Here is a 24,720-nt window from a genome sequence, read left to right on the forward strand (position 1 = left end):
CTCTATAATTTCTGTAGTGGGTAAATTCTTCTCGGAGATTATGGAGTCTTTTTGAATATAGCAAAAAAGTCCCATATGACTTATAATGAAGAGCAACCAAACCACTCATTAGAAAGACTCATATGGAACAATTAGATTATATCAAAGAGTCGCTTGACATTAAAGACCCTAACATCACTTTTGAAAAGACATTTGACAAGTTCTTCACTCACAGAGAGTATCATGCCAAGTTAGATTATGATGCCCCGCAATGCCCTGATTGTCAAGGAAAAATGACAAAGTACGATTTCCAAAAGCCTTGCAAAATTCCCTATCTGGAAATGGCGGGTTGTAAAGTACTGATTCGTCTCAAAAAGCGTCGCTTCAAATGTCAAGCGTGTGGGAAAATGGCTGTCGCTAAGACCTCTCTAGTCAGAGAAAATCATCAGATTCCCAACATCATTAACCACAAAATCACCGACAAACTCATGAGCCGTGAAGCAATGACAAAAATCGCTGAAGACCTGTCTATCTCTGTGTCAACTGTCTATCGGCAACTCAACCGCTTTGAGTGCAAGACCGATTTAACCTGGTTACCTGAGAACATGTCCTGGGATGAGTATGCTTTCAAGAAGGGAAAGATGAGCTTTATTGCCCAAGATTTCGATGCTAACAAGATTATCGCTATCCTTGATGGGCGGACGCAAGCTGTCATCAGAAATCATTTCATGCGGTATTCTCACAAGGTGCGCAGTCGTGTCAAAGTCATCACCATGGATATGTTTAGTCCCTATTATGACATCGCTAAGCAACTGTTTCCTAAGGCGAAGATTGTTCTCGATAGGTTCCACATTGTTCAACAGTTATCTCGTGCTATGAACCGTCTCCGTATCCAAATCATGAACCAATTTGAGCGTCAATCTCACGACTATAAGGCCTTGAAACGTTACTGGAAACTCATCCAACAAGATAGTCGTAACCTAAACGATAAACGGTTTTATCGTCCAACTTTTCGCATGCACTTGACCAATCAAGAGATTGTGCAACGTCTTTTGAACTACTCTGATGAGCTACGTCACCACTATGAACTCTTCCAATGCCTTCTCTTTCATTTCCAAGAAAAGCAGGAGAAACACTTCTTTGAACTCATTTCTGATACCATCAAACAGGTCCATCCCATCTTCAAGACCGTCTTGTCAACCTTTCTAAAAGACAAAGAGAAGATTATTAATGCTCTGAAACTACCTTATTCCAATGCCAAACTAGAGGCCACCAACAACCTTATTAAAGTCATTAAGCGAAATGCTTTTGGCTTTAGGAACTTCGAAAACTTCAAAAAACGGATTTATCTTGCTTTGAACACAACAAAAGAGAAGACCAAACTGGTCCTCTCTCGGTGTTAGCTATAAGTCAACCCACTACAGTTGACAAAGAGCCAAATAAGTTAAAGAGGATGGCTCGAACTCAACCTCTTTAATTTACAATTTCTCAAGAAATGACATCAATACTTCAGCTGATTTCTTTCCTGCTTCAATGATAAAGTCATCAAAGGTGATATTGGCGTCGTGTGCCGCTGTATCGCTCATAGAACGAACGACAATAAAGGGTTTCCCACAGGCTGCGGCGGCTTGAGCAATAGCAGCCCCTTCCATCTCAACAGCTAACACTTCAGGAAAGTGACCTTTAATAACAGCCACCTTATCATTACCAGCGATAAAGCTATCACCAGTGGCAATCAAGCCAACCTGAGCATTGACGTCAGCTTGCTTTAGTACCTCTTTAAAAACCGATACAAATTGACCATCAGACTCATAATAAAGGGGCTGCATGGACATTTGTCCATAATCATAGCCAAAAGCTGTCAAATCGACATCATGATAACTCAACCTATCAGCTACAACCACATCGCCAATAGCCAGGCCATGTGCCACTGCCCCAGCTGACCCTGTATTAATGACAGCATCTACCTGAAAGTGATCCACCAAGATAGCTACTGACATAGCTGACATAACTTTTCCGACACCTGATTGAACCAAGACTAGGCCATGATTTCCAAGACGTCCAGTGTAATAGGTATTTCCTAGAACGTCTTTTTCAGATTTATCCACAAGTTTTTCCACCAAAAGGCGCAATTCCTGCTCCATAGCGGCAATAATTCCAATTTTCATAAATACTTTCTATAAATAAAAGATAGCTGCCAACAAGAGGGCAAAGAGCAGAATGACAATCAAAAGAATGCGATTGATTTTAGCTTGAAAAGCATTTCTTTTGGCATTCTCAATCCGACGACTCTTGATAACCGGCTTATCCTTCTTAGAGGAAAAGAACCCCTTTTTTGTGGGAGGTTCAATGGTCTTCTCTGTTGAAATGACCCTTGTCTCCTGACCATCAAAGTCATCATCATAGAGATCATCAAAATCTTCACCGCGGTTGGCACGGTCAATGATTTCATCTGTTAATAACGGTTTTCCCATAACTGATTATTTCCTCACATGAAGTCCATAATATTGTAAAGCAATAATGGTTTTAGCGTCTTGGATTTGCCCAGAAGCTACCATTGCCATACACTCGTCGTAACTGAGTTCCAAAATCTCAAGAACTTCATCATCATCTTGAGGAAGTGGATTTGGTACCTTTGTTAAATGATTTGCCAAATACAGTTTGATTTTTTCGTTGCAAAAGCCTATCGCTGTGTAAAATTCGTACAAGAAAGTTAAGTCACCGGCATAGCCAGTTTCTTCTTCCAACTCACGCGCGGCAGCCTCTTTTTCAGAACCTGTTTCTCCAATTTCCAATTTTCCAGCTGGAATCTCATAAGAAATACTTTCAATCGCCTTGCGATATTGCTTGACCAAGATAATCTTGTCTTCTGGAGTGACTGCAAGCGTCGCTACGGCTCCCTTGTGAAATACCAATTCACGTTTAGACTGTCCTAAACCATTAGGCAATGCGACATCATCAACTGCTACGGTAAAGATATGTCCTTCAAAAACCATTTCACGCTTTAGCGTTTTTTCTTCAAAATCCATAATAAATCCTCAAAACCACTTTCTATAATCACATAAATTAACTTTCAGAATAAGAAACCGAGATGTGGCCAGCACTCGAGTACGACAAGTCGAAAGCGAGGCTCTATCAAAGTTAATTCAAAAGACTATAACTTATTTTTTGCTTGGATGATGTGGTAATTTAAGAGCGTAAAACTCTTTGTTTTCTTGACGACTACGTCCAATAGCAACACTATCTTTAGGAACATCCTTGGTAATGGTTGAACCAGCAGCAGTCAACGCATTATCTCCCACTTCAAGTGGCGCAATTAAGGTTGATTGGCTACCAACAAAGGCGCTATCACCAATAACTGTCTTGTATTTGTTGCGACCATCGTAATTGACCGTAATTGTACCTGCACCAATATTAACATTTTTGCCAATCTCAGCGTTACCAAGATAAGTCAAATGACCAGATTTAGTATTTTCACCAAGCTTCGATCCTTTAACCTCCACAAAATTTCCGATGTGCACATTATTGGCCAACTCAGAACCTGGACGGATATGCGCATAAGGACCAACTGTCACACCGTCAGCTAGGACACTTTCTTCAATCATCGCATGCGTTATCACAGCATTTGCTCCAATCTCTGAATCGACAACATAAGTACCATTAGTTAGGACAGTTCCGCGACCAATTTTAGTGTGACCTTTAAGCGTAACATTAGCTTCTACAACAACTTCTTCAGCGATTTCAACATCAATATCAATATAAGTGGTATCAGGATTTTGGAAAGACACCCCATTAACCATGTGCATATGGTTGATACGACGGCGCATCACGCCTTCAGCTGTCGCAAGAGCAACACGATCATTCACGCCCAAACTTTCATCAAAATCACGAAGTTTGTAGGCACCTACTTTCTCACCAGATTCTTTGAAAATACCGATAACATCTGTTAGATAGTATTCTCCTTGAGCGTTGTCAGTATTAATATTTTTAAGGGCTTCAAAAAGACGTTTATTATCAAAGAGATAGGTCCCTGTGTTGATTTCTTTGATAGCTTGCTCATAATCATTGGCATCTTTTTGTTCAACAATTTTGGTCACTTCTTGATCTTCGTTGCGAACAATGCGACCATAACCAAATGGATTGTCAGCTTCTGCCGTTAAAATAGTTGCCACATTTTTGTGACTGATATGGTACTCAATCAAACTTTGAAGACTGTCACCTGTAATCAAGGGAGTATCACCGGCGATAACCAAGGTTTGTCCTTCAAGATTTGCCAGTTCTTCTTCAGCCATCATTACAGCATGACCCGTTCCCAATTGTTCAGTCTGCATAGCAAATTGCGATTGTTCTCCAAGAACCTCTTTGACTAGTTCTGCTTTGTGCCCAATAACCGTCACATTTTTTTCAGGATTAATGGCCGAAACAGCACGAAAAACGTGTTCTAGCATGGTAATACCTGCTACCTTGTGCATGACCTTTGGAAGGTCAGACTTCATACGAGTTCCTTTACCCGCAGCCAGAATGATCGCATAATTTGTCATTTTATTTTTTCTCATCAGACCTATAGTCTGACAGCCTTTCCTACATCTTTAAACGATAATTATTATAGCATAATTAAAGGATATACAAAAGCCAAGCTACTAGTCTTGGCTAAATAGGCTATTAATGAATACTATGACGTCATGCTTTCTGCTGCAGCTTCTAGAACTGTCATCACGGATAGGCTGTGAGCTAAGGCTTTTTTCGCCTGATCCCTATTTCTATTAGCTAGCATCTTTTCAAAGGCAACAAATTCTGCATGCATACGATGGTGATTGCTATTATGATTCATCACTTCGGGCTCTTGACCATTCAGGGCAAGACTAATTTCTGGCATAGTATTTGTGGCACCAAGCACCGCCATAGAACCCTGGTTTCCTTGGATAGTCGACTTAATGTCGGCACTACAATCTTTAGCACCAATACAAACTGCCTTGAATTTCCCATAATCAAGCACCAAAATGCCTGAGGTATCCACACCTCTCTCCATGTTTGGCAAATACTCAACCCGCTCAGGTTGTCCAAATAGACCAACAACAAAATGAATGTTGTAGATATTAAGATCACGCAGAGCCCCGCCACCTTTGGCTGGATCAAACGCTGGAGCGATTTCTCCACGCTTAAAGGCGTCATAGCGTGATGAATATTGAGAGTAATTACAATTCACAATCTTGATCTCACCCAGCTGATCGAGCTCATTTTTGATATAGGTGAAATTCTCTAAATATTGATTCGTAATAGCTTCCAGTAAGAAAAGTCCTTTCTCTTCTGCTAGAGCAATCAGGTCTTTTAATTCTGCCAAACGCAAGGTAAATGGTTTTTCACAGATAACATGTTTACCCGCTTCAAGTGCTTTCTTGGCATAGTCATAATGCAAATGGTTAGGAAGTCCAACATAAACCGTATCCACGTCTGAATTGCTCAGTATATCATCGTAATCGCTGCTTGCCTGAGGAATATCATAGGTTTCTGCTAAATCACGCGCTGTTTCAATAGACCTCGGTGTCGACATAATAGCTTCTAAGCTAATCCCCTCAATCTCTCTTAAGACTGGTAAAACCTCCTTGACAATCATACCAGTGCCTAATAATGCTAATTTCATAAACTAATACTATCCTTTCTGGAAACCTTTTCTTCTTTTCATTTTACCAGTAATTCCCCCATAAATCCACCTGTCTTACACTATCCAAAAATAAGTTCGATAAACGTTAAAACCAGATCAATCAACAGGAACTTTATCGCTACTATACGAGCTAGCTACTGGAAGTACAAGGATGACTCAAACATCTGAGCAGCTTGTCCCTCATCAACACACCCTAAAAATTAACATTAGGATAGGCAAGGCCGATGTAAGTAGACTGGAAATTCATTTAATCACATCAAGAAAATTGTTAAAGAATGCAAAGCTAACTGTGTGCAGAAGAAAAACTCTCCGAAAAGTTGTCACACAACACGTTTGAAAGTCTTATTAGGAGATAAATAAGATGATGAAGCATCAGGCAGGCATCAAGAATCTCTGCCAGCAACATCAGAAAACCACTCACCAGCCTCTAAAAAACGATTTTCATTGACGCTATACCAGAAAACAAGCCAGTTCAAAAATGGAAAGTCGGTAGTGCCCAACATTGGTAGACCTTAAACTCAAAAAAACAAGCAAACTAGCCGATATATTCGAATGAATTAACTTTGAAACAAAGAACTGAGATGCGGACAGCACCTGAGTAGGGCAAGGCGAAAGTGACGATGTCTCAACTTTAATTCAAAAGACTATATAATGCTCGCTTACTTTGAGATAAACAAATGATACTCTTTAAACCTCAAAGGCAGACCTTGTTGACTTGATTTGATGACCTTCAAACTGCAATTCTATCTGCATCGGCGTCTCCTAATCTGCTCTTGAGTTTCGTTGAATATCAGTTAATGATCTTTTTCTTCTTGAGCATTTTGTCAAAACTAAAAAAGACAAGCATCAAAACTGACGGTTGTCTTTTTGTTGAACATTTTCGATTCCGTTTTTCCTTACTTTTTAGGGTAAACGACTTTAAATTCCTCTAAAACGATTTTAGAGTTTTCATTAAATGCTAGGTTCGCTTCGGCTAACCACTCGCTGAACAAGGCTTCATGGACTTTCCGCCAATAGGCTAAACTCTTATCACCTTCGCCTTCTTTGAAAGCATGCTCTTTGGAGACATCTTTGAAAGGAAGAACTGAAACTTTAGTGACCTCAATGACACAAACCGCCTCGTCCTGACTATCTAGGATAATATCATAAGTTCCAGCTTCTGGAAGTGGCTCATTATCAACTTCATACAAATCAAAAGCCGATGCTGTCGCTGTTTTTGTACCTTCCAAAACCAAGTTTGCGAGTAAATCTGGTTCAGCACCAAAGGCCCAAGCATCCATTTCATCCCCAATACTAGGATTCATTTGTTGGTATTTTTGCCACATTTCCAATGCTTTCATCTTGTTCTCCTTTTTAATTGACCAATACGGTTTTAGTCATGTCTCAAAACAACTCAATCGTTCTCTTATCTTACCAATGTTCCTACTCCAACAGTTTAACATAAGCCATATCAAGTTGCTCGATACTTTCAACTTTACTTGTTTCTTTACCACTATTAGATAGAAAACTTTCGTCTTTTTGATGCTAAAGCCCTACTAGGATAGTTTCTTAATATCGGTTGTCAAATCCTTCCTCTATCCAAAAGGATAAAAAAGATAACTCCTAGCCTGTAACATTAGAAACAACTCTAAGTGCCAGTTTATTTCAAACTCCACCCTCCATCGATTTTGACGATTTCGCCCTGCATGGATGCCAGTTTCCCTGAGGCTAGCATGAGGGTTAATTCAGCAATTTCAGCTGGTTGTGTCCATCTACCAATAGGTGTTGCTTGAGCCACCCAATCAGCCAAGCCTCCAGGTTTAAAATCCGCTGCCGTCATCGCAGTTTTCACTGCACCAGGAGCTATTCCAAAAATCTGAATGCCATCCTTGGCATAATCCAAAGCCAGTTGGCGGGTGAAACCAGCTAGGGCGTGCTTTGAGGAGGTGTAGGCCGCACCACCGCCACCGGCCATAAAGCTAGCGATGGAACACATATTGATGATAATCCCTGATTTTCTTTCGACCATTTTTGTCAAATAGTGGCGAGTTAGGTTAACTGCTGCAAAAAAATTAGTCTCCATTACCTCTTGTAACTCCTCTTCAGAAGTATCTAACAAGGGTTTGTAATCATCCAAGATTCCTGCTGTGTTACATAGGATATCTACTTGTGGAACCTGTTCATAGAGCGCAGCCAGATTATCTCTCAAGTCCATTTGGAAAAACTGAAAACGATGATGAAATAAGTCAGGCTTTGCTGACTTATCGACACCATAAACCGCGTAGCCCTTTTCCAAAAAAAGACTTGCTTGGGCTTGACCGATTCCTGATGCTACACCTGTGACAAGAACGGCTTTAGTCATGCACTTCAATCCAATCTTCAGCAAGAACATCACAAGGCGTCGGACTCCACATGCTAAAGCCTTCTCCATCACCAGTCACATTGATGAGAAAATAAGGTGTCGCTTCCAGTTTTTGACCGTTCACTTCAATGGTATCAAAGAGTTGCACATAGTTTTCAGCACCTCCCCAACCGGTGCGAACGTATTTTTTCTTTGCTTTTAATCCTGGTAATATTTCGTCAAATGTCATGGTTTTCTCCTTACAATATGCTAAGGTCATTCTATCATAATTTCCAAGTAAGAGCACAATGCTTTGTATTAGCATCGTATTTTTATCATGAATTTCTATTTATTCTATGATAAGATAAGAATGCTAAATAAGATTTAATGGTTAAAAGGGGAGTGTTCAATGACTAGGAAAAATAAGCGTTTAAGCAAGTTTACCCACAAACAATTCAGAAAGAAACTCTTTATTGCAAGTACTTTTCTATTCCTATCACTCGCTGCTATCTTTATCCTTCGTTACTCTAAAAACAATCTCCAAGGAACCTGGTCCAGTCCTTACATCAGTCAACTGTTAGAAAAAAAACTTAACCAAAATTTATCCAAATGGGCACAGGATGAGCAGGTTAATGACTACATCACCGATATTTCTACAACCGTTACAATCTCCAATGCGCAAGGGCGTTTTATCGTCACCTGTGAACTCGATCGTGAAGCTCTGGCAAAAAAGTTATCCCAACAAAGTAGTCAACATCAAAGCATAAGCGATTGGTATCAACTAGTTGATCAAACGCTTGCTAAAAACGTAGCCTCACTGGATGGCACTTATAACCCACAGTCAGCCCAACTAACCATACCACTCTTTCAGACAGATCTTGACCCTTTGTTTCATAACATGTCCATTACCAAGGTTAATACGCCTAAAGTAACAAACGATCAGTTTCAAAAAGGAGACACCCTCACCTATGAAGTTGTGGATCATGGTCAACAGTTAGTGTTTAAGTCCAAACACCATGAACACAGTATTGTTTTTAATAAAGAATAAAAGGCTGAGGAAACTCCAGCCTTTTAAATGTGCCAAATAAATGGCTCACAATCAATGAAAATCACAATCAGAGCAGTCAACATCAACAGAGGTAGAACTAAAACTCATCAAACCAACTTGGTTTGGCTTTCATATTCAAAACCTATCGAATGTCTTATCACTTGCCGATCTCTTTGATACTTCTATAGCTGACAACATAGAACACCAACATTCCTAAAACTAAGGCGCAAAGAGGTATCCAAGTGGACCACAATTCGCCACTAAGTATTCTCATGGCTATTAATTTCTTAATCACACCTAATAGTAAAAATGCTAAAATCGGGAAGGTGGCAGCCCTGATTGCTCTTTTCTTCAGGGATAAGAGGAGCACCACTATACTGGTCACGATGACAAATACCCAATCAACTACTTCTGGAAATGTAAGATAAATCCCCTTATCTCCAACGATATCAGGTAAGCGGAAAATAACATTAAAGAGTATAATTGATCCAACAACGATCAAGCCCATAATCACCTTAGACTGTTTTTCTTTGAAAAGAAATTTTGGTAACACTGTAAACACTATCCAGCAAATCAGCGAAGCATTGATACAAGACGCCACGAACATCAATAATTCCAATTGAAAATGACCTGTCTCTGAAAATAAAACAAGGATTTCAATACCAAATAAGATAAATACCGCACTAAAATAAATACTTGCTATGTCCTTAATAGCGACTTTTGGAGCATTCTTTAACAGCTGGTCTGCCATTTCCTTAGAATCCGTTCCGAAGAAGTCCATCGCCGATAAACCATCCTTTTCTGCCACTTTAAGATCACTAGCCATAACATAAAGCTGTTCCAAAATAGTTTTTTCATCTTTGAAGAAGGATTTTAAGATCATATACTCTTGAATAGTCTTAAAATAACGTTTATTTTCAGGTGTCAAGCTGTCTATAATGCTATTCGTTTTATCTCTTAATACCTGTTTTTCATTTTTCATCATGCGCTCCTTTCTGAAGCTGTCCCACTTTTTCTACAAGACTAGACCATTCCTGCCAAAACTCTGTCAGATAAGTTTCTCCGTCTCGTGTGATGGTAAAATACTTACGGTCCGGTCCATCTGATGATGGCTTTATCCGACCTTTGATATAGTCTTTTTTTTCCAACTTTTGAAGGAGTGGATAGACTGTTCCACCAACCATATTTTCAAAACCTGATTGTCTCAACTTTTGGACTAATTCATAGCCATAAATTTCATTTTGAGAAATAATCTCTAGTACACACCCATCCAAAACTCCCTTTAATAACTGCGTTTGTCTCACATACGTTCTCCACTTTTACTCATTATCATCTGAAAAGATTCCTATTAGGTAACATAGACCTATGATTGCCATTGGTAAACCAATATACCATATCTTAATGATAACTCCTAAAATAATGGCATTCACAAGAAAAACCATCCCAATTATCTGATTTGTTTTCATAAAGACCCCCTAGTTTGTTTTACTTACTAGTCAACAAGTTAATTATAATACTTTTTGACTACTTTGTAAAACAAACTAGCCTTTTCTAAACTAAAAAAGAGACTGGGACAAAAATCGATCATTCGGAAGAATGCGATTTCATCATCTCAGTCTCTTTAGCTTATGAGCGTCCTAACAGTTTTTTGACAGCATCAATAGCTTTTTTCTTGAATGGATTTGGATAATACCTGAATGTCCCCATTTTACGAACAATGTAACCATTAAAATTCTGTTTGAAACGAAGGACACCATCACTGCCATCAAACACCCCTTGAATACCTAGGAAATTGTAAGTTGGAATACCACGTTTAATAGCTTCCAACATGACATGTTCTTGCAGAGCTACAGGAGCGTAAAATTTATTAAACTCAGTATAAGAACCACTAAAAAGATAAATGGCCTCACGCTCCGTGTATACAAAGAGACTCCCTGCCATAACAACATCTTCCGATCCATGCTCTGCGATCAAATCTTTAGCTTCTAAAATCCGCTTTTCAAAAGTCTCAGCTTGTGCCTGATACTCTTTTTTCATATTTTGATATTTTCGAGAATCAGGATTAGTAGTTAATTTGTCTTCTAAATCAGCTAACCTAGCGGATAAACTTCCGAGATCTTTTTGAAGATTTGCCAAATAATCTTGGAAATTAATTTCTGCCACCATGAATTCGCAATTGTCACCGAAAGCATCATAAAAATCTTCGTAATAGTCCAAAGGTTTATCCGAATACTCACGACGTTCAGATGTTGACGATGTAATCTCTTTGAAAATGGAGAGTTCTGAACGCTCTAACTGACGCAATTTAATGCCAAATGATGCTACTTTATTAGCTAAGGGTTTTCCTTTTTTAGAAAAAGATTTGCGCAAAGTCTGTGGCGTAATACCCTCTAAACTCTTTACGTATAGCCAATCTGGCTCACCAGTAGAATAACCTGTCCGCAAACCATCATGACTAAATCCTAGGCTTGTTAACATTTCTAACAATTCTTTATGCTCATCTCCAACCGGCTCTCCATCACTGGTAAAAGTTTGGTAGGTATCATAAGGTTTAATGATCAACTCCAGAGCTCCATTTTTCTTAGCAAAGTCTTGTAAGTCTTTGTAGAAGGCTTTCAAATAGGTCCAGTCACTACTTGCAGGCCCTGTATTCATCTCCATGTGCTGACCTCCAGCCATGGCTTTACTGTATAAAATCCCTGCTACTTGAATACCTCCGTCAGCCTCAAAGCCCATAAAACGAGTTAAAAATCCTCGCTTACTAAGAAGCTCTGCCATTTCCAAAGACTGCGTAAATGAAATCTCTGAAAAATGCGATAAGGCATTGCTATATTGTTCTTTACTTAATTCTACTAATACCATGTTAAATCCTTCTCTATAATGTTTCCTTATTATTATAACAAAAATGAGACCAAGACAAGGCTCCTAATCAACCGAAACATTCCAAACCTCTTATCATCACGCCCACAAAGTCCGCAAAAGAGGTTATGGTTTGGAAAAATCAAACAAACAGTTAGAAAGGAGCAGCATCTTTCCATATTCAAAGGCAATCAGGAACCATCCACTTGACATTCCTCCTATTGTCTTTAATCAGTTATGACCTCATTCCCAACAAAAAGAGGTCTAGCGATCCCAAATATTGATACATGAATAATCTTATCACGGCACAGATGTTATCATTATTATTTAAACCTTTGCCAGAACTAGCAAACACTTACGATTATTAGCAATAAAAAACACGAGGAGCTCCTCTTGTTTTTTAGTTATTAACCAATGACACTACCATTTGGCACACTGTCATCAACGGTCAAGACAGTCAATTGGTCATCGTACTCAGCTGAAAGAATCATACCTTGACTGATGTATTTTTTCATCATTTTGCGTGGTTTTAAGTTGGCAACGATTTGCAACTTCTTACCTACGAGTTCTTGTTCATTCGGATAATATTTAGCGATACCAGAAAGAATTTGACGATCCTCACCATCTCCAGCATCCAAACGGAAGCGAAGCAATTTATCAGATCCCTCTACCTTTTCCACTTCCTTCACTTCAGCGACACGGATTTCAAGCGCCTCAAAAGTATCAAATTTGATTTCATCCTTTTGAGATTTGAGTTCTACCTTTTCTGGAATCCATTCTTTTTCTGCTGCCGGTTTGCCAGCATTCATTTGATCCTTGATGTAGTTAATCTCCATTTCCATATCAAGACGTGGGAAAATGGGTGTTCCTTTTGCAATCACTTGAGCACCACTTGGCAGTCCTGAAAGTTCAAGATTTTCAAGATCGAAATCATTTCCCAAACCAAGTTGTTCCATAATAGCGTTTGATGTTTGCATCATAAATGGTTGAAGGAGATGAGCGACTACGCGTAAGCTAGCTGCCAGATGTGCCATGACAGCCGCCAAACGTGCCTTATCGCCATCTTCTTTAGCCAAGACCCAAGGGGCTGTTTCATCGATATACTTGTTGGTACGAGAGATAATATTCCAAACGGCTTCTAAAGCTCTTGGATAATCTACGGCGTCCATATTTTGATGATAGAGTTTGATATTGTCAGCTACAAAGTCAGCCAAGTCAGCATCAAATGCTGTCACGTTTTCTTTGTAATCAGGAATGCTACCACCAAAGTATTTGTTAATCATCGCAACCGTACGGTTAAGAAGGTTACCAAGGTCATTTGCCAATTCATAGTTAATCCGCCCAACATAATCCTCTGGTGTGAACGTTCCATCAGATCCAACAGGGAGACTGCGCATCAGATAGTAGCGCAACGGATCAAGGCCAAAACGTTCTACCAACATTTCTGGATAAACGACATTACCTTTTGATTTAGACATTTTCCCATCTTGCATAACAAACCAACCATGGGCTACCAAACGATTTGGCAATGGTAACTCAAGCGCCATCAGAATGATTGGCCAGTAAATAGAGTGGAAACGTAAGATATCCTTACCAACCATGTGATTAACTTCTGGATTTACAGTAAAGTCCCAAGTCTTACCTGCCTCATCCGTCCATGATTTAGTGACAGTATCCGCCAACCAGAATTGCTCAAAGTTCGCTGAATCAGCTTGACCATAACCAAGGGCTGTTGCATAGTTGAGAAGAGCGTCAATCCAAACGTAAACAACATGTTTAGGATTTGAAGGCACTTGAACGCCCCAAGTAAAGGTTGTACGTGAAACGGCAAGATCTTCTAAACCAGGCTCGATAAAGTTTTTTAACATTTCATTCATGCGACCATTGGGACTGATAAAATCAGGATTAGCCTTGTAAAAAGCAACCAATTTATCAGCATATTTGCTAAGCTTGAAGAAATATGATTCTTCAGAAACTAGCTCCACTTCATGCCCAGATGGCGCCACACCACCGACAACGTTGCCCTCATCGTCACGATAAACTTCTGCTAATTGACTTTCTGTGAAGAACTCCTCATCAGAAACAGAGTACCATCCCTGATATTCTCCAAGATAAATATCTCCTTGTTCCAAAAGGCGTTCAAAAACCTGCGCCACCACTTCCTCATGATAATCGTCAGTTGTACGGATGAATTTATCATACGAAATATCAAGTAAATGCCACAATTCTTTAACGCCGACAGCCATGCCATCAACATAATCTTGAGGAGTAATACCTGCTTCTTCAGCCTTAGACTGGATTTTTTGGCCATGTTCATCCAGACCTGTTAGGTAAAACACATCATTATTCATCATGCGTTTGTAACGTGCTAAAACGTCACAAGCAATGGTTGTATAAGCAGAACCGATATGTAATTTCCCAGATGGGTAATAGATCGGTGTTGTAATATAAAATGATTTGGTCATTATTTAATATCCTTTCCGTGCAAATGAGACACGACTATTGTAACACTTGATTATAGCATATTTTCATATCAGATTTCAAAGAAATGACAACTGTCAGACAGAATTAAAATCCGTAAGAGCGGCATGCATCTGCCATAAGAGTTCATGAAAAGTATGGCTTTTTTGATGCTGTCACTGACACAACCGGTCAAAAAGAGGACAAACATTATCATATAAGCAACGTTTGTCAAATGAAGCCTCTCTTCAAAAACTGAGCGAATCTCAAACCACTAATCATTGAGCAATCCCATCTAAACCTTACAATAAGACTATTCCTTAGTTTCTTCTACTTCTTTAGGATTTATCTCAACACGATTAAGGTAATTGTCTTTTCCGAGCTCACCTTTAAAGCTATCCCCTACGGTTAGGAACGGTAAGTCATCCAAGTTTTTGCTAGAAGCCTTGATTTTATAGATATTACCATCTGAAGATACATAATAAACGGTTGTCCCTGAAATGATTTGACTCGCTAGATGATCCACCTGACCTGAGATTACTGTTATTTTCTTTCCAGTATTCCCAATAGTGGCCAATCGGTCTGTATCCACATCTGTAAATTGTGATAAAAGGCTGACCATATCATTGTTAACCGTCACTTGTTGGTAATCTTCAGCATCTACCAAAGCATAAGATTTCACTAAACCAGCGTCATCTTTGAGAGACACTAGATAGAAAGCTTTTCCATCAAGTTTTACTAAAGTTGGTGCTGTCGCCTGATATTTTTTCTCCTGTACTTCACCTTCAGCAGAAGCTTGAGCAGCTGATTCCGTTGCAGAAGCTAACTTGTAGTTGGTCACTTGGCGTGTACGCATGTTGACTAAGATAAATCCTAGATTTGATGAATCGGCTGTTACGGAAGTAATACCTGTATAAAGGTAAATATCACCATCAATAGCGATATAATTATACAAATCAGTCGTCTCCTTAACACCTGTCTGACTAAACAAGGTATTGAAGAAGCCATCCTGATAAGTGTAATGATCATCAACACGCATCATAACATTTTCAGCTGAATAAACCCTATCAACCCATTTAGGAATATCTTTCAATTCATAAAATCGACTCTTACCAGTCACCGCATCCATAAGTACCATACCACTAGGGTCTTGAGACATCAAACCAAACCTAGGTTTGAAAGTCGTCGCCACATAATAAGGATGACCTTCGTCATTAACCTCAAAGGAAGGATCTGCAAAAATTTTCGTTGGAAACTGCAATCTTAAATGACGCTTGGTATCCCTAAAGAGATATTCTGAGTCTGAATAACGCATGGCTTCCTCTAAACGAACCAATTGCGCCTTACCTGTTGTCTGGTTGACCTTGACGTAGTAATCAATCCCTTGCTTGCGATTAGATAACCACTTCCAAAAACTCTTGTATTCCAATGGTGAGACACGAAACGGCTGATTACCTATCGTAATCTGACGGTAAGCATCTGAAATGCCAAACTGCGATACCTTGTCAATTGTACCAAGATAAGTATCGCCAATTTTCTTAGCAGACTTACGATCCAAAAGAGCCAAGGTTGATAAATCTGTCTCGGGAAAATCCTTCTCAAAAGAAGCATTTTTAACAGAAATCACATTGGCATAACTTCGCGCTCTAAAAACACGTGACTGGGTCACATTTAAAAGGAAAATACCAGCAAAGATAGCAATAGTCCCAAGCAGTAACCATTTAAATGCTCTAGTTAATTTAGGAATTGGTGTTATGGCAAATCGTACACCTCCTTTAAATGACTTTTGACCAAGGTTTGCTCTTTTTAGCCAGTCATCTTTGGGAAATTTGGCAAGATAAGCCAAAGCAACGGCTAACCAAGCACCTAATATTAAAAATATCCAAAACGCTTGACTAAAAATGGACAAGGGCGGTAAATAAAACCAGTACCAAACCGCCATAAACAATAGCCAACATAAGCCTAAAAACTTCTTCTGCATTGCACAACCTCCCAAATAGAATTGAGTAAATTATATCACAAAATCACTTTGAACAGGCTGTTTCACTGTTATCTTATACTCTTCGACAACCACAAACAGATCTTGTTGACTTGATTTGATGACCTTCAGTTCTATCGGCATCGACGTCACCTAGTCTGCTTGTAATCGTCATTGCGTATGATAACTTGTCCGCGCTAATCTTTACCACTAGAAGACGGCAAAGATACTAAGACTTCCTCACTAGATTTCCGTTGTGTTAAAGTGGAGGTATCTTGTTAAGCCGTTAGGAGTTTTCACGCTAGAAGACATCACAAAACTGACCAAACACTTAGTTTAGAACACATCACTACTTTCTTGTGAAAAAAGGCAAGCTTTTCTAGAAATGAATGTCTATGACTGTTTACCTACTTTCTATGGAAATGTTCACGAGTGAAACATCCTTTTGGTTCATCTATTTTAGATAACATCTTATCAAGGTATGTGGAACGCTAAACGTCGAATATTGAAAATAACATCACTAAAAAATGAGCAGTCAAGACGCAGTATTTGAAATTGATATCAATAAGGCAAAGTCAGACATATCTATTTTGGTCAATAGCAAAAAAAGTCATGGCGTCATTATGACCAACGATGCCACCGATTTCACTCAGTTATGAGACTAGGCAATTTGAAAAATAGCTCAAATCCTGAGCTCCTCTTTGAGTTTGAGGCAAATGGCCTCTATACACGTCATCTTCACGTTCTTCTAATCAGAGCCGTTCACCGTTTTCAGTCTGCCAGTTAAATCAATGACCGTATCGAGATTAATTTGAGACACTAGGAAACACGGCAACTCTTATACCAGAAAGATCCTGTTCAAGCGTCGTCATCACACGACTTCAGTGAAGTCAGACCAATCCAGTATCGTAGCATTCTAGAGACATAAAAAAGGCAATCCAATGAAACCACACACGATTGCCTCTAAGCATCACTTCATCAGAATAATGTATTGAATCGGTTACACTAAACTAGACAGAATTTATAAAGTGTTCTAATAGTAATCAAAAACAGGAGAAATGTATGTCTAGAAGAGTACGTCGTCAATTCACTGATGACTTTAAACAACAAATCGTTGACCTTCACAATGCAGGTATGAAACGTAGCGAAATCATCAAAGAATATGATTTAACCCCCTCAACCTTTGACAAATGGGTGAGACAAGCTAAAACAACTGGTTCCTTCAAATCGGTTGATAATCTAACAAATGACCAACGGGAGCTCATAGCTCTTAGAAAACGCAATAAAGAACTCGAAATGCAGCTAGACATCCTAAAGCAAGCGGCAGTGATTATGGCACAAAAAGGCAAATAATCACTGCTAACAAGGATAAATACAGCATTTCAGCCATGTGTCGTTGGTTGAACCTCCCTCGTTCTAGCTATTACTACAAAGCCATAGAGCCAGTATCGGAAACTGAGCTTGAAGAAAAAGTTAAGCAGATTTTCCTTGAGAGCAAATCTAGATATGGTGCTCGAAAGATCAAGAAATGTCTGGAAACAGAAGGAATCCTCTTGTCTCGTCGTCGCATTCGTCGGATCATGAAGCGATGGAATCTCGTATCTGTTTACCAGCAGACTACCTTCAAGTCGCATTCTAAAGGGAAAAATGAAGCACCCATTCCAAATCGCTTAGCCAGACAATTCAATCAAGAAAGACCACTTGAAGCGATTGTAACAGACTTGACTTATGTCCGTGTTGGTAAGCGCTGGGCTTATGTTTGCTTGATAATAGACCTCTATAATCGTGAAATCATTGGTCTGTCAGTCGGTTGGCAGAAGACTGCAGAGCTCGTAAAGCAAGCGATTCAGAGTATCCCTTATGCCCTAACCAAGGTCAATCTTTTCCATTCTGATCGTGGTAAGGAGTTTGATAATCAGCTGATTGATGAGGTGTTAGGAGCATTTGGAATTACCCGTTCACTTAGTCAAGCAGGCTGTCCTTATGATAATGCCGTGGCTGAAAGTACTTATCGTTCCTTTAAAATTGAGTTTATTAATCAAGAAATCTTTCATTCGCTTGAAGAACTAACTCTCAAAACCAAGGACTACGTCCACTGGTGGAATCATCATCGCATTCACGGTAGTCTCAACTATCAAACCCCCATGGCTAGGCGAGTGATCGCTTAACAAAAACACTTTATAAAAATTGTACAGAAAAGTGTTGCCTTTTCATATTAACTCATCATTCATCACAAACGTTACGATTAAAGGTCTACCCAAAATCGATAAAGTTATCCATGCACTATCATTTGATATTTTATCAATAATCCGCTAAATAAAGTGTTGGTACTGCAAACCTTTCAAACTATCAAATCATAATGAACAAGACAGCAGCCAGTAAATAACCGTTGTATAAACAATAAGTTTTGTCGTAAGCTTTGATATACTTGGACAAACGGCAAAAAAAGCCCTCAGCGAGGACTTAAACATCTTACAATTTTTTTAAAATATTCTTTGGATTATAAAGTGGCCCTTTTCTCACACCTATCATCAAGTAACCATTTAAAACAACGAGAGGAAGCAAAACAAACACCAAGGATAATTCCCCAAATTGTTTACTAAGGATCGTTGAACACATGGCACCTAAGGAAAAAGTAACTAAGATAAATAAAATATTACGACCGTCTTTTCTGACCTTAGTATCTTTTTCAATAAATCCTTTAACCCAGTAATAAGCAGCATTTTTGATATTGCCAGTCATCATGACCGTTGCAAATGGGGTACCACGGATCGATTTAAACGTATCAACCTGTAAGGACATAAAAAGTGCCAAGATGCCAACGATAACATAAGGATGGAAGAACTCCAAGCCCAGCACAGCGATCAACCCTAAAACCGTCAATGTTAAACTCGAAAACAAATGCCAATGAAATCGATTTTTAAGAATCCAAGATTTGAAAAAGTAAGTTAAGACTTGTCCAGCCATAAAAACAATAATGGGTATTAAAAACTTAATGGCTTCAATCAAGCTACCTTCTGCTAGCCTGATTCCCATCATCAAAAGATTTCCAGTTTGGACACCTGCAAAACGGCCACCCTGAGTTAGATAAGTAAAAGCATTTATAAAGCCACTAATAAAGGTTACTAAAAAAGCACAGAATATACTTTCGTAGATATGATAAGGTTTCTGTCGAAACATTGTTCCACTCATTCTAAGATACGGAGGATGTGGGATTCGAACCCACGCACGCTTTGACACGTCTGACAGTTTTCGAAACTGTTCCCTTCAGCCTAACTTGGGTAATCCTCCATCAAAATTTAAGACCATAATCATCTTTGAATAAATAGCACAAAGACAATTATTATCCTTAATAGTTTTACCAAAAGTCTATCTATTCGTCAATACACCAAAAGTCTGATCTTATAATCAGATTCCAAAAGCGATTTATCTAGTCACTCATTTACTGTCCATTTAGTTTAATAAAATAGATGAATCATAGGATTAAGACAGCGCTCAAAATACCCAACACCTCTACTTGTTTTAAAATCCGTAAAAAGTTCCAAGTCATTTGAAAAGGCAACACTTTTCTGTACAATTTTTATAAAGTGTTTTTTCTTAAGCGATCACTCGCCTAGCCATGGGGGTTTGATAGTTGAGACTGCTGTGAATGCGCTGATGATTCCACCAGTGGACGTAGTCCTTGGTTTTAAGATTTAGTTCTTCAAGCGAATGAAAGATTTCTTGATTAATAAACTCAACTTTGAAGGAACGATAAGTACTTTCAGCCACGGCATTGTCATAAGGACAGCCTGCTTGACTAAGTGAACGGGTGATACCGAATGCTCCTAACACCTCATCAATCAGCTGATTATCAAACTCCTTACCACGATCAGAATGGAAAAGATTGACCTTGGTTAGGGCATAAGGGATACTCTGAATCGCTTGCTTTACGAGCTCTGCAGTCTTCTGCCAACCGACTGACAGACCAATGATTTCACGATTATAGAGGTCTATTATTAAGCAAACATAGGCCCAGCGCTTACCAACACGGACATAAGTCAAGTCTGTTACAATCGCTTCAAGTGGCCTTTTTCGATTGAATTGTCTAGCTAAGCGATTTGGAATGGGTGCTTCATTTTTCCCTTTAGAATGCGACTTGAAGGTAGTCTGCTGGTAAACAGATACGAGATTCCATCGCTTCATGATCCGACGAATGCGACGACGAGACAAGAGGATTCCTCCTGTTTCCAGACATTTCTTGATCTTTCGAGCACCATATCTAGATTTGCTCTCAAGGAAAATCTGCTTAACTTTTTCTTCAAGCTCTGTTTCCGATACTGGCTCTATGGCTTTGTAGTAATAGCTGGAACGAGGGAGGTTCAACCAACGACACAAGGCTGAAATGCTGTATTTATCCTTGTTAGCAGTGATTATTTGCCTTTTTGTGCCATAATCACTGCCGCTTGCTTTAGGATGTCTAGCTGCATTTCGAGTTCTTTATTGCGTTTTCTAAGGGCTATGAGCTCCCGTTGGTCATTTGTTAGATTATCAACCGATTTGAAGGAACCAGTTGTTTTAGCTTGTCTCACCCATTTGTCAAAGGTTGAGGGGGTTAAATCATATTCTTTGATGATTTCGCTACGTTTCATACCTGCATTGTGAAGGTCAACGATTTGTTGTTTAAAGTCATCAGTGAATTGACGACGTACTCTTCTAGACATAAATTTCTCCTGTTTTTGATTACTATAGAACACTTTATAAATTCTGTCTAGTTTAGTGTAACCGATTCATTTTCCGTTAGCTTTTTAAGGCATCCGCACCATTCAAACATAATGATGGACCTTGTCAATAATTTAAACTTGCATTCAAATCCTTTAAAAAAATGCTAAGATTGCATGAAATGGCATTTGTCTTTTTCAATATTTCGTACCATAGAGCAAATCCCACTTCTCGCTATACCAGAGCATTTTTGTTATAATAATAGGCATTGAAAACCAATAGTAAGCATTGCTAACGTCTTAAGCAACCCTGCTAACCAAACTAACTATTCATTTTCACCAAAAAGCAAGCTACTTATAGGAAAGGATCCACTTCATGAAACTGATTTCCTGGAATATCGATTCACTCAATGCAGCCTTAACCAGCGATTCGAGCCGCGCCCTTCTATCTCGAGCTGTTATTGAAACACTTGTTAAAGAAGATGCCGACGTCATTGCGATTCAAGAAACTAAATTATCGGCAAAAGGACCTACTAAAAAACATTTAGAGATTTTACTAAGTTATTTTCCCAACCATCATAATATTTGGCGCTCCTCAGAAGAGCCTGCTCGTAAAGGGTATGCTGGGACTATGTTTCTTTATAAAAATAACTTGAACCCAATCGTCAGTTTTCCTCACATCGGGGCACCAACGACAATGGATATTGAAGGACGTATTATTACGCTTGAATTCGATGACTTTTTTGTCACACAAGTCTATACACCCAATGCTGGCGATGGCTTAAAGCGTCTAAGCGATAGACAGATCTGGGACGAAAAATATGCTGATTATTTAGCAGAGCTGGACAAGCAAAAACCTGTTCTCGCCACAGGTGACTATAATGTTGCCCATAAAGAAATCGACCTTGCGAACCCAGCTTCAAACCGGCGCTCTCCTGGCTTTACAGATGAGGAACGTCAGGGCTTTACTAATCTCCTTGACCGTGGCTTTACAGATACCTTCCGGCACATCCATGGTGATATTCCTAACGTTTATAGCTGGTGGGCCCAACGCAGTAAAACCAGTAAAATCAATAACACAGGTTGGAGAATTGACTACTGGTTGACATCTAATAGAATCGTTGATAAAGTAACCAAGTCAGAAATGATTTCTTCCGGTACTCGCCAAGACCACACACCAATCGTTTTAGAAATTGATTTATAAATCACAACTACTTGTTTAACTACGGAGTTAGCCAAGGCTTATAAGACAAAACTCACTACTTTTGACGTTCAGTTTGTCCACGGCAATGCCTGAGTTTTCCTGTTCTTTCTTGGTTTCTTTACACTGGCACTGGCTTTACTATATTCTGTTTTATGATACTCACCTCATAAACTAGAATGAAATAAAAACAGGACAACTCTGATATATCCTTAAAATAGTGTATTCATTGGATTTTCGCTAAATACCTCCAGAAAAGTATTGCCTAACTGCGATACCTTTCTGGAGGTATTTTTATCCTATTCTTGTTTGATGAAATAATAGGTGCTACCCCACAATACCCATCACAAAATTTGTGCTTTAGTTCTATAGATTTAGCCATTTCGGCCAAGTACCACGACTTTTAAGATAATAACTCATGAAGCATCATTCACTAATATTAAATATCGTGCTAACTAGCATATAAATATGATGCTTAAACATCCCAAATCTATCAATAAATTTGATACCTTATGACTATACAAGCCCTCTAAACTATGACGATTTCGATATGAAGCTCTAATGACGCTAATAGCTTCACTAAAAGCTATGACAAAGTCTTAGAAACACATTTAAGTCTTTACAAGAAACTTCCATAATCAGTCTCTGTTGACCATTGAGTTTCAAATAAAAACATCCAGTCCTCATATGATCTCTTATGGTTTGTTAATCACTCCATCAAGTGTCTCGAAGCCCCTGGTTTTAGCCTCTCTTTTCGGCGGATCTTTGAGCTATCTCATCAATGTATGCTTGATAATAAGTGACTACTCATTGATCTTTTTCATGGATTTAACGCAATTTGTTTCAGTACGCGTGTAACAGTCGAACAGTAATTGCAAAATTGGTGCACAATCTCAGCTTTGGACCATTCTTGTTTTAACAATAGAAACATGCTTATCAAAGCTTTCTATACCTTACCTTGGTTGTGCAACCTTTAATATATCTAAATAGGCCTTTTTCTGTTGCTCTGCAGTTTGCAACGCGGCATAAATTATTGTGTTATTGCCCATTTAAGAAACAGCAATTCACGGCGCCACTAGAGCGTCTTTCATTTTATCTACTAAAACAGGCCATCCCATTCAGCGTAAAACTCTTTTAAAAACTCCTCCATAAAAGCATGTCGTTTTTCTGCCAATTGTCTACCTGTCGCTGTATTCATTAAATTCTTTAGCAACAATAATTTTTCATAAAAATGTGCAATAGCTGTTGATTCCTGATCACGGTACTCTTCCAGGGTCATCTCGCTACGGATGTTAGTACCAGGAACATGAATAAGATGCCCTCTACTCCCAGCATATGCCATTGTTCTTGCAATTCCAATGGCACCAATTGCATCCAAACGATCCGCATCTTGGACTACTTGACCTTCTAATGATAAAACCTTATCACGATTTAGTCCACCCTTGAATGACATATATTGAACAATGTCTAAAATAGACTGTTTATCATCTCCCGAAACCCCATGATCGTCTAACCAGTCCAAAACTTTTTTCAAGCCAGCAGACTCTGACTCATTGAGTTTACCATCTGCTACATCATGCAGTAATGCTGCTAATTCACAAATAAAAAGATTAGCCTTTTCCTTTTTAGCAATCCCTACAGCTAATTTGCGAACCCGATCAATATGCCACCAATCATGCCCTGAAGAATCAGCACCTAAAACAGCTTTAACAAAAGATTCTGCTTCACGAATGATACTCGCGTCATCCATCTAATAACTCCTAATAAGAACGTTTCCCGAAAATATCATCGGGAATATCATGGAAACCTTTTCCCTCTTCAAAATTTTGAAATTTTCCTTGAAGAAAGCGGTAAGCATCTAAGCGACTCTCATATCGAATAACGGCTTCCTTAGCACGCAGATCTTCATCCTCTTCCCAAACCTGTTGACTAGCCTTCATAGCTCCTTCATTAATGACTACCTGGGTGTTGACCCATTCTTTAAAATCATTTAAAAATTGTTCTTCCCTAGACATAAACTACCTCAAACTGTTAAATTAATAAAACTATTATATCATGATTAATCGACTAATGATTAAACGGGCTCTATAATTTCTGTAGTGGGTAAATTCTCCTCGGAGATTATGGAGTCTTTTTGAATATAGCAAAAAAGTCCCATATGACTTATAATGAAAAGCAACCAAACCACTCATTAGAAAGACTCATATGGAACAATTAGATTATATCAAAGAGTCGCTTGGCATTAAAGACCCTAACATCACTTTTGAAAAGACATTTGACAAGTTCTTCACTCACAGAGAATATCATGCCAAGTTAGATTATAATGCCCCGCAATGCCCTGATTGTCAAGATAAAATGGCAAAGTACGACTTCCAAAAGCCATGCAAAATTCCCTATCTGGAAATGGCGGGTTGTAAAGTACTGATTCGTCTCAAAAAGCGTCGCTTCAAATGTCAAGCGTGTGGGAAAATGGCTGTCGCTAAGACCTCTCTCGTCAGAGAAAATCACCAGAT

The 24,720-nt window shown here is 38.9% G+C and carries 23 protein-coding genes and 1 tRNA gene (1 of these 24 cut by a window edge); 5 read left to right on the plus strand and 19 right to left on the minus strand.

Translation table 11 applies throughout. The features are described 5' to 3' along the window. The first annotated feature begins 122 nt into the window (after positions 1-122). Positions 123-1,382 (plus strand): ISL3 family transposase, encoded by a 1,260-nt coding sequence (locus A2G56_RS04720; protein WP_062709783.1) that lies wholly within the window; start codon positions 123-125, stop codon positions 1,380-1,382. A 75-nt stretch (positions 1,383-1,457) separates the two neighbouring features. On the opposite strand, the gene A2G56_RS04725 is transcribed toward A2G56_RS04720, so the two are convergent. The 8 genes from A2G56_RS04725 to A2G56_RS04760 all read right to left on the minus strand — a co-directional run bounded on the left by A2G56_RS04725 (position 1,458) and on the right by A2G56_RS04760 (position 8,211). Then, positions 1,458-2,147 carry a 5'-methylthioadenosine/adenosylhomocysteine nucleosidase gene (locus A2G56_RS04725; RefSeq protein ID WP_062709785.1) on the minus strand — a complete coding sequence of 230 codons (690 nt, stop codon included), beginning with the start codon at positions 2,145-2,147 and terminating at the stop codon, positions 1,458-1,460. Positions 2,148-2,156: 9 nt separating this feature from the next. Beyond that, positions 2,157-2,453, minus strand: a complete 297-nt coding sequence (macP, locus tag A2G56_RS04730) for a cell wall synthase accessory phosphoprotein MacP (protein ID WP_062709794.1) — start codon at positions 2,451-2,453, stop codon at positions 2,157-2,159. A gap of 6 nt (positions 2,454-2,459) precedes the next feature. After that, positions 2,460-3,008, minus strand: coding sequence for an NUDIX domain-containing protein (locus A2G56_RS04735; protein WP_062709796.1), 549 nt, complete (start codon positions 3,006-3,008; stop codon positions 2,460-2,462). A gap of 132 nt (positions 3,009-3,140) precedes the next feature. Further along, on the minus strand, positions 3,141-4,520 hold the full coding sequence (glmU, locus tag A2G56_RS04740; protein ID WP_062712449.1) for a bifunctional UDP-N-acetylglucosamine diphosphorylase/glucosamine-1-phosphate N-acetyltransferase GlmU: 1,380 nt from the start codon (positions 4,518-4,520) through the stop codon (positions 3,141-3,143). A 131-nt stretch (positions 4,521-4,651) separates the two neighbouring features. Continuing rightward, positions 4,652-5,620, minus strand: coding sequence for a Gfo/Idh/MocA family protein (locus A2G56_RS04745; protein ID WP_062709798.1), 969 nt, complete (start codon positions 5,618-5,620; stop codon positions 4,652-4,654). Between the two features lie 917 nt (positions 5,621-6,537). Continuing rightward, positions 6,538-6,981, minus strand: coding sequence for an ASCH domain-containing protein (locus A2G56_RS04750; protein ID WP_062709800.1), 444 nt, complete (start codon positions 6,979-6,981; stop codon positions 6,538-6,540). Between the two features lie 299 nt (positions 6,982-7,280). Further along, positions 7,281-7,982 carry a 3-oxoacyl-ACP reductase gene (locus tag A2G56_RS04755; protein ID WP_062709805.1) on the minus strand — a complete coding sequence of 234 codons (702 nt, stop codon included), beginning with the start codon at positions 7,980-7,982 and terminating at the stop codon, positions 7,281-7,283. After that, a complete protein-coding gene (locus A2G56_RS04760; protein WP_062709808.1) occupies positions 7,975-8,211 on the minus strand; it encodes a DUF2829 domain-containing protein in 237 nt (78 codons plus the stop codon). The genes A2G56_RS04755 and A2G56_RS04760 overlap by 8 nt, the downstream gene beginning before the upstream one ends. Positions 8,212-8,370: 159 nt before the next feature. Between A2G56_RS04760 and A2G56_RS04765 the strand changes: the two genes are divergently transcribed. Next, positions 8,371-9,009, plus strand: a complete 639-nt coding sequence (locus A2G56_RS04765; RefSeq protein WP_062709811.1) for a hypothetical protein — start codon at positions 8,371-8,373, stop codon at positions 9,007-9,009. Between the two features lie 157 nt (positions 9,010-9,166). Here A2G56_RS04765 and A2G56_RS04770 read toward each other — a convergent pair whose 3' ends face one another. From A2G56_RS04770 to A2G56_RS04790, 6 genes are all read right to left on the minus strand, one after another. Continuing rightward, on the minus strand, positions 9,167-9,991 hold the full coding sequence (locus A2G56_RS04770; protein WP_062709814.1) for a DUF1129 domain-containing protein: 825 nt from the start codon (positions 9,989-9,991) through the stop codon (positions 9,167-9,169). Beyond that, positions 9,981-10,313 carry a PadR family transcriptional regulator gene (locus tag A2G56_RS04775; RefSeq protein ID WP_062709817.1) on the minus strand — a complete coding sequence of 111 codons (333 nt, stop codon included), beginning with the start codon at positions 10,311-10,313 and terminating at the stop codon, positions 9,981-9,983. The genes A2G56_RS04770 and A2G56_RS04775 overlap by 11 nt, the downstream gene beginning before the upstream one ends. Positions 10,314-10,328: 15 nt before the next feature. Continuing rightward, positions 10,329-10,475, minus strand: a complete 147-nt coding sequence (locus A2G56_RS10755) for a hypothetical protein (protein ID WP_172793785.1) — start codon at positions 10,473-10,475, stop codon at positions 10,329-10,331. Between the two features lie 160 nt (positions 10,476-10,635). Continuing rightward, positions 10,636-11,871 carry an aminoacyltransferase gene (locus A2G56_RS04780; protein WP_062709820.1) on the minus strand — a complete coding sequence of 412 codons (1,236 nt, stop codon included), beginning with the start codon at positions 11,869-11,871 and terminating at the stop codon, positions 10,636-10,638. 404 nt (positions 11,872-12,275) lie between these two features. Further along, a complete protein-coding gene (gene metG, locus A2G56_RS04785) occupies positions 12,276-14,333 on the minus strand; it encodes a methionine--tRNA ligase (protein WP_062709823.1) in 2,058 nt (685 codons plus the stop codon). 308 nt (positions 14,334-14,641) lie between these two features. Further along, the gene (locus A2G56_RS04790; protein ID WP_062709826.1) at positions 14,642-16,309 is read right to left on the minus strand and encodes a hypothetical protein; all 1,668 of its coding nucleotides are present in this window, start codon (positions 16,307-16,309) and stop codon (positions 14,642-14,644) included. 1,059 nt (positions 16,310-17,368) lie between these two features. On the opposite strand from A2G56_RS04790, the gene A2G56_RS04800 reads away from it, so the two are divergent. Further along, positions 17,369-18,474 (plus strand): IS3 family transposase gene (locus tag A2G56_RS04800; RefSeq protein ID WP_099091464.1). Its coding sequence is split into 2 segments (ribosomal slippage): positions 17,369-17,645 and positions 17,645-18,474, totalling 1,107 coding nucleotides; the frame shifts between segments, so codons are not numbered across the junction. A 304-nt stretch (positions 18,475-18,778) separates the two neighbouring features. Here the strand turns inward: A2G56_RS04800 and A2G56_RS04805 are convergent. From A2G56_RS04805 to A2G56_RS04815, 3 genes are all read right to left on the minus strand, one after another. Beyond that, on the minus strand, positions 18,779-19,486 hold the full coding sequence (locus A2G56_RS04805) for a YoaK family protein (RefSeq protein ID WP_082785108.1): 708 nt from the start codon (positions 19,484-19,486) through the stop codon (positions 18,779-18,781). 21 nt (positions 19,487-19,507) lie between these two features. Then, a tRNA-Ser gene (locus tag A2G56_RS04810) sits at positions 19,508-19,597 on the minus strand. A 306-nt stretch (positions 19,598-19,903) separates the two neighbouring features. Beyond that, positions 19,904-21,009 (minus strand): IS3 family transposase gene (locus A2G56_RS04815; RefSeq protein WP_099091465.1). Its coding sequence is split into 2 segments (ribosomal slippage): positions 19,904-20,733 and positions 20,733-21,009, totalling 1,107 coding nucleotides; the frame shifts between segments, so codons are not numbered across the junction. Positions 21,010-21,382: 373 nt separating this feature from the next. On the opposite strand from A2G56_RS04815, the gene A2G56_RS04825 reads away from it, so the two are divergent. Beyond that, positions 21,383-22,210, plus strand: a complete 828-nt coding sequence (locus A2G56_RS04825; RefSeq protein WP_062709843.1) for an exodeoxyribonuclease III — start codon at positions 21,383-21,385, stop codon at positions 22,208-22,210. Positions 22,211-23,306: 1,096 nt separating this feature from the next. On the opposite strand, the gene A2G56_RS04830 is transcribed toward A2G56_RS04825, so the two are convergent. Together A2G56_RS04830 and A2G56_RS04835 are read right to left on the minus strand one after the other, a co-directional pair. Further along, entirely contained in the window at positions 23,307-23,957 is a 651-nt protein-coding gene (locus A2G56_RS04830; protein ID WP_062709847.1) for an HD domain-containing protein, read from the minus strand. 10 nt (positions 23,958-23,967) lie between these two features. Continuing rightward, the gene (locus tag A2G56_RS04835) at positions 23,968-24,222 is read right to left on the minus strand and encodes a DUF1912 family protein (protein WP_062709849.1); all 255 of its coding nucleotides are present in this window, start codon (positions 24,220-24,222) and stop codon (positions 23,968-23,970) included. 190 nt (positions 24,223-24,412) lie between these two features. Here A2G56_RS04835 and A2G56_RS04840 point away from each other — a divergent pair. Next, positions 24,413-24,720, plus strand: a protein-coding gene (locus A2G56_RS04840; protein WP_099091466.1) for an ISL3 family transposase; it runs 951 nt beyond the window's last position. Within the gene, positions 24,413-24,720 belong to an annotated coding region that runs on past the window's edge; the region does not span the whole gene.

It is taken from the genome of Streptococcus halotolerans (genome assembly GCF_001598035.1).
GTDB lineage: Bacteria > Bacillota > Bacilli > Lactobacillales > Streptococcaceae > Streptococcus > Streptococcus halotolerans.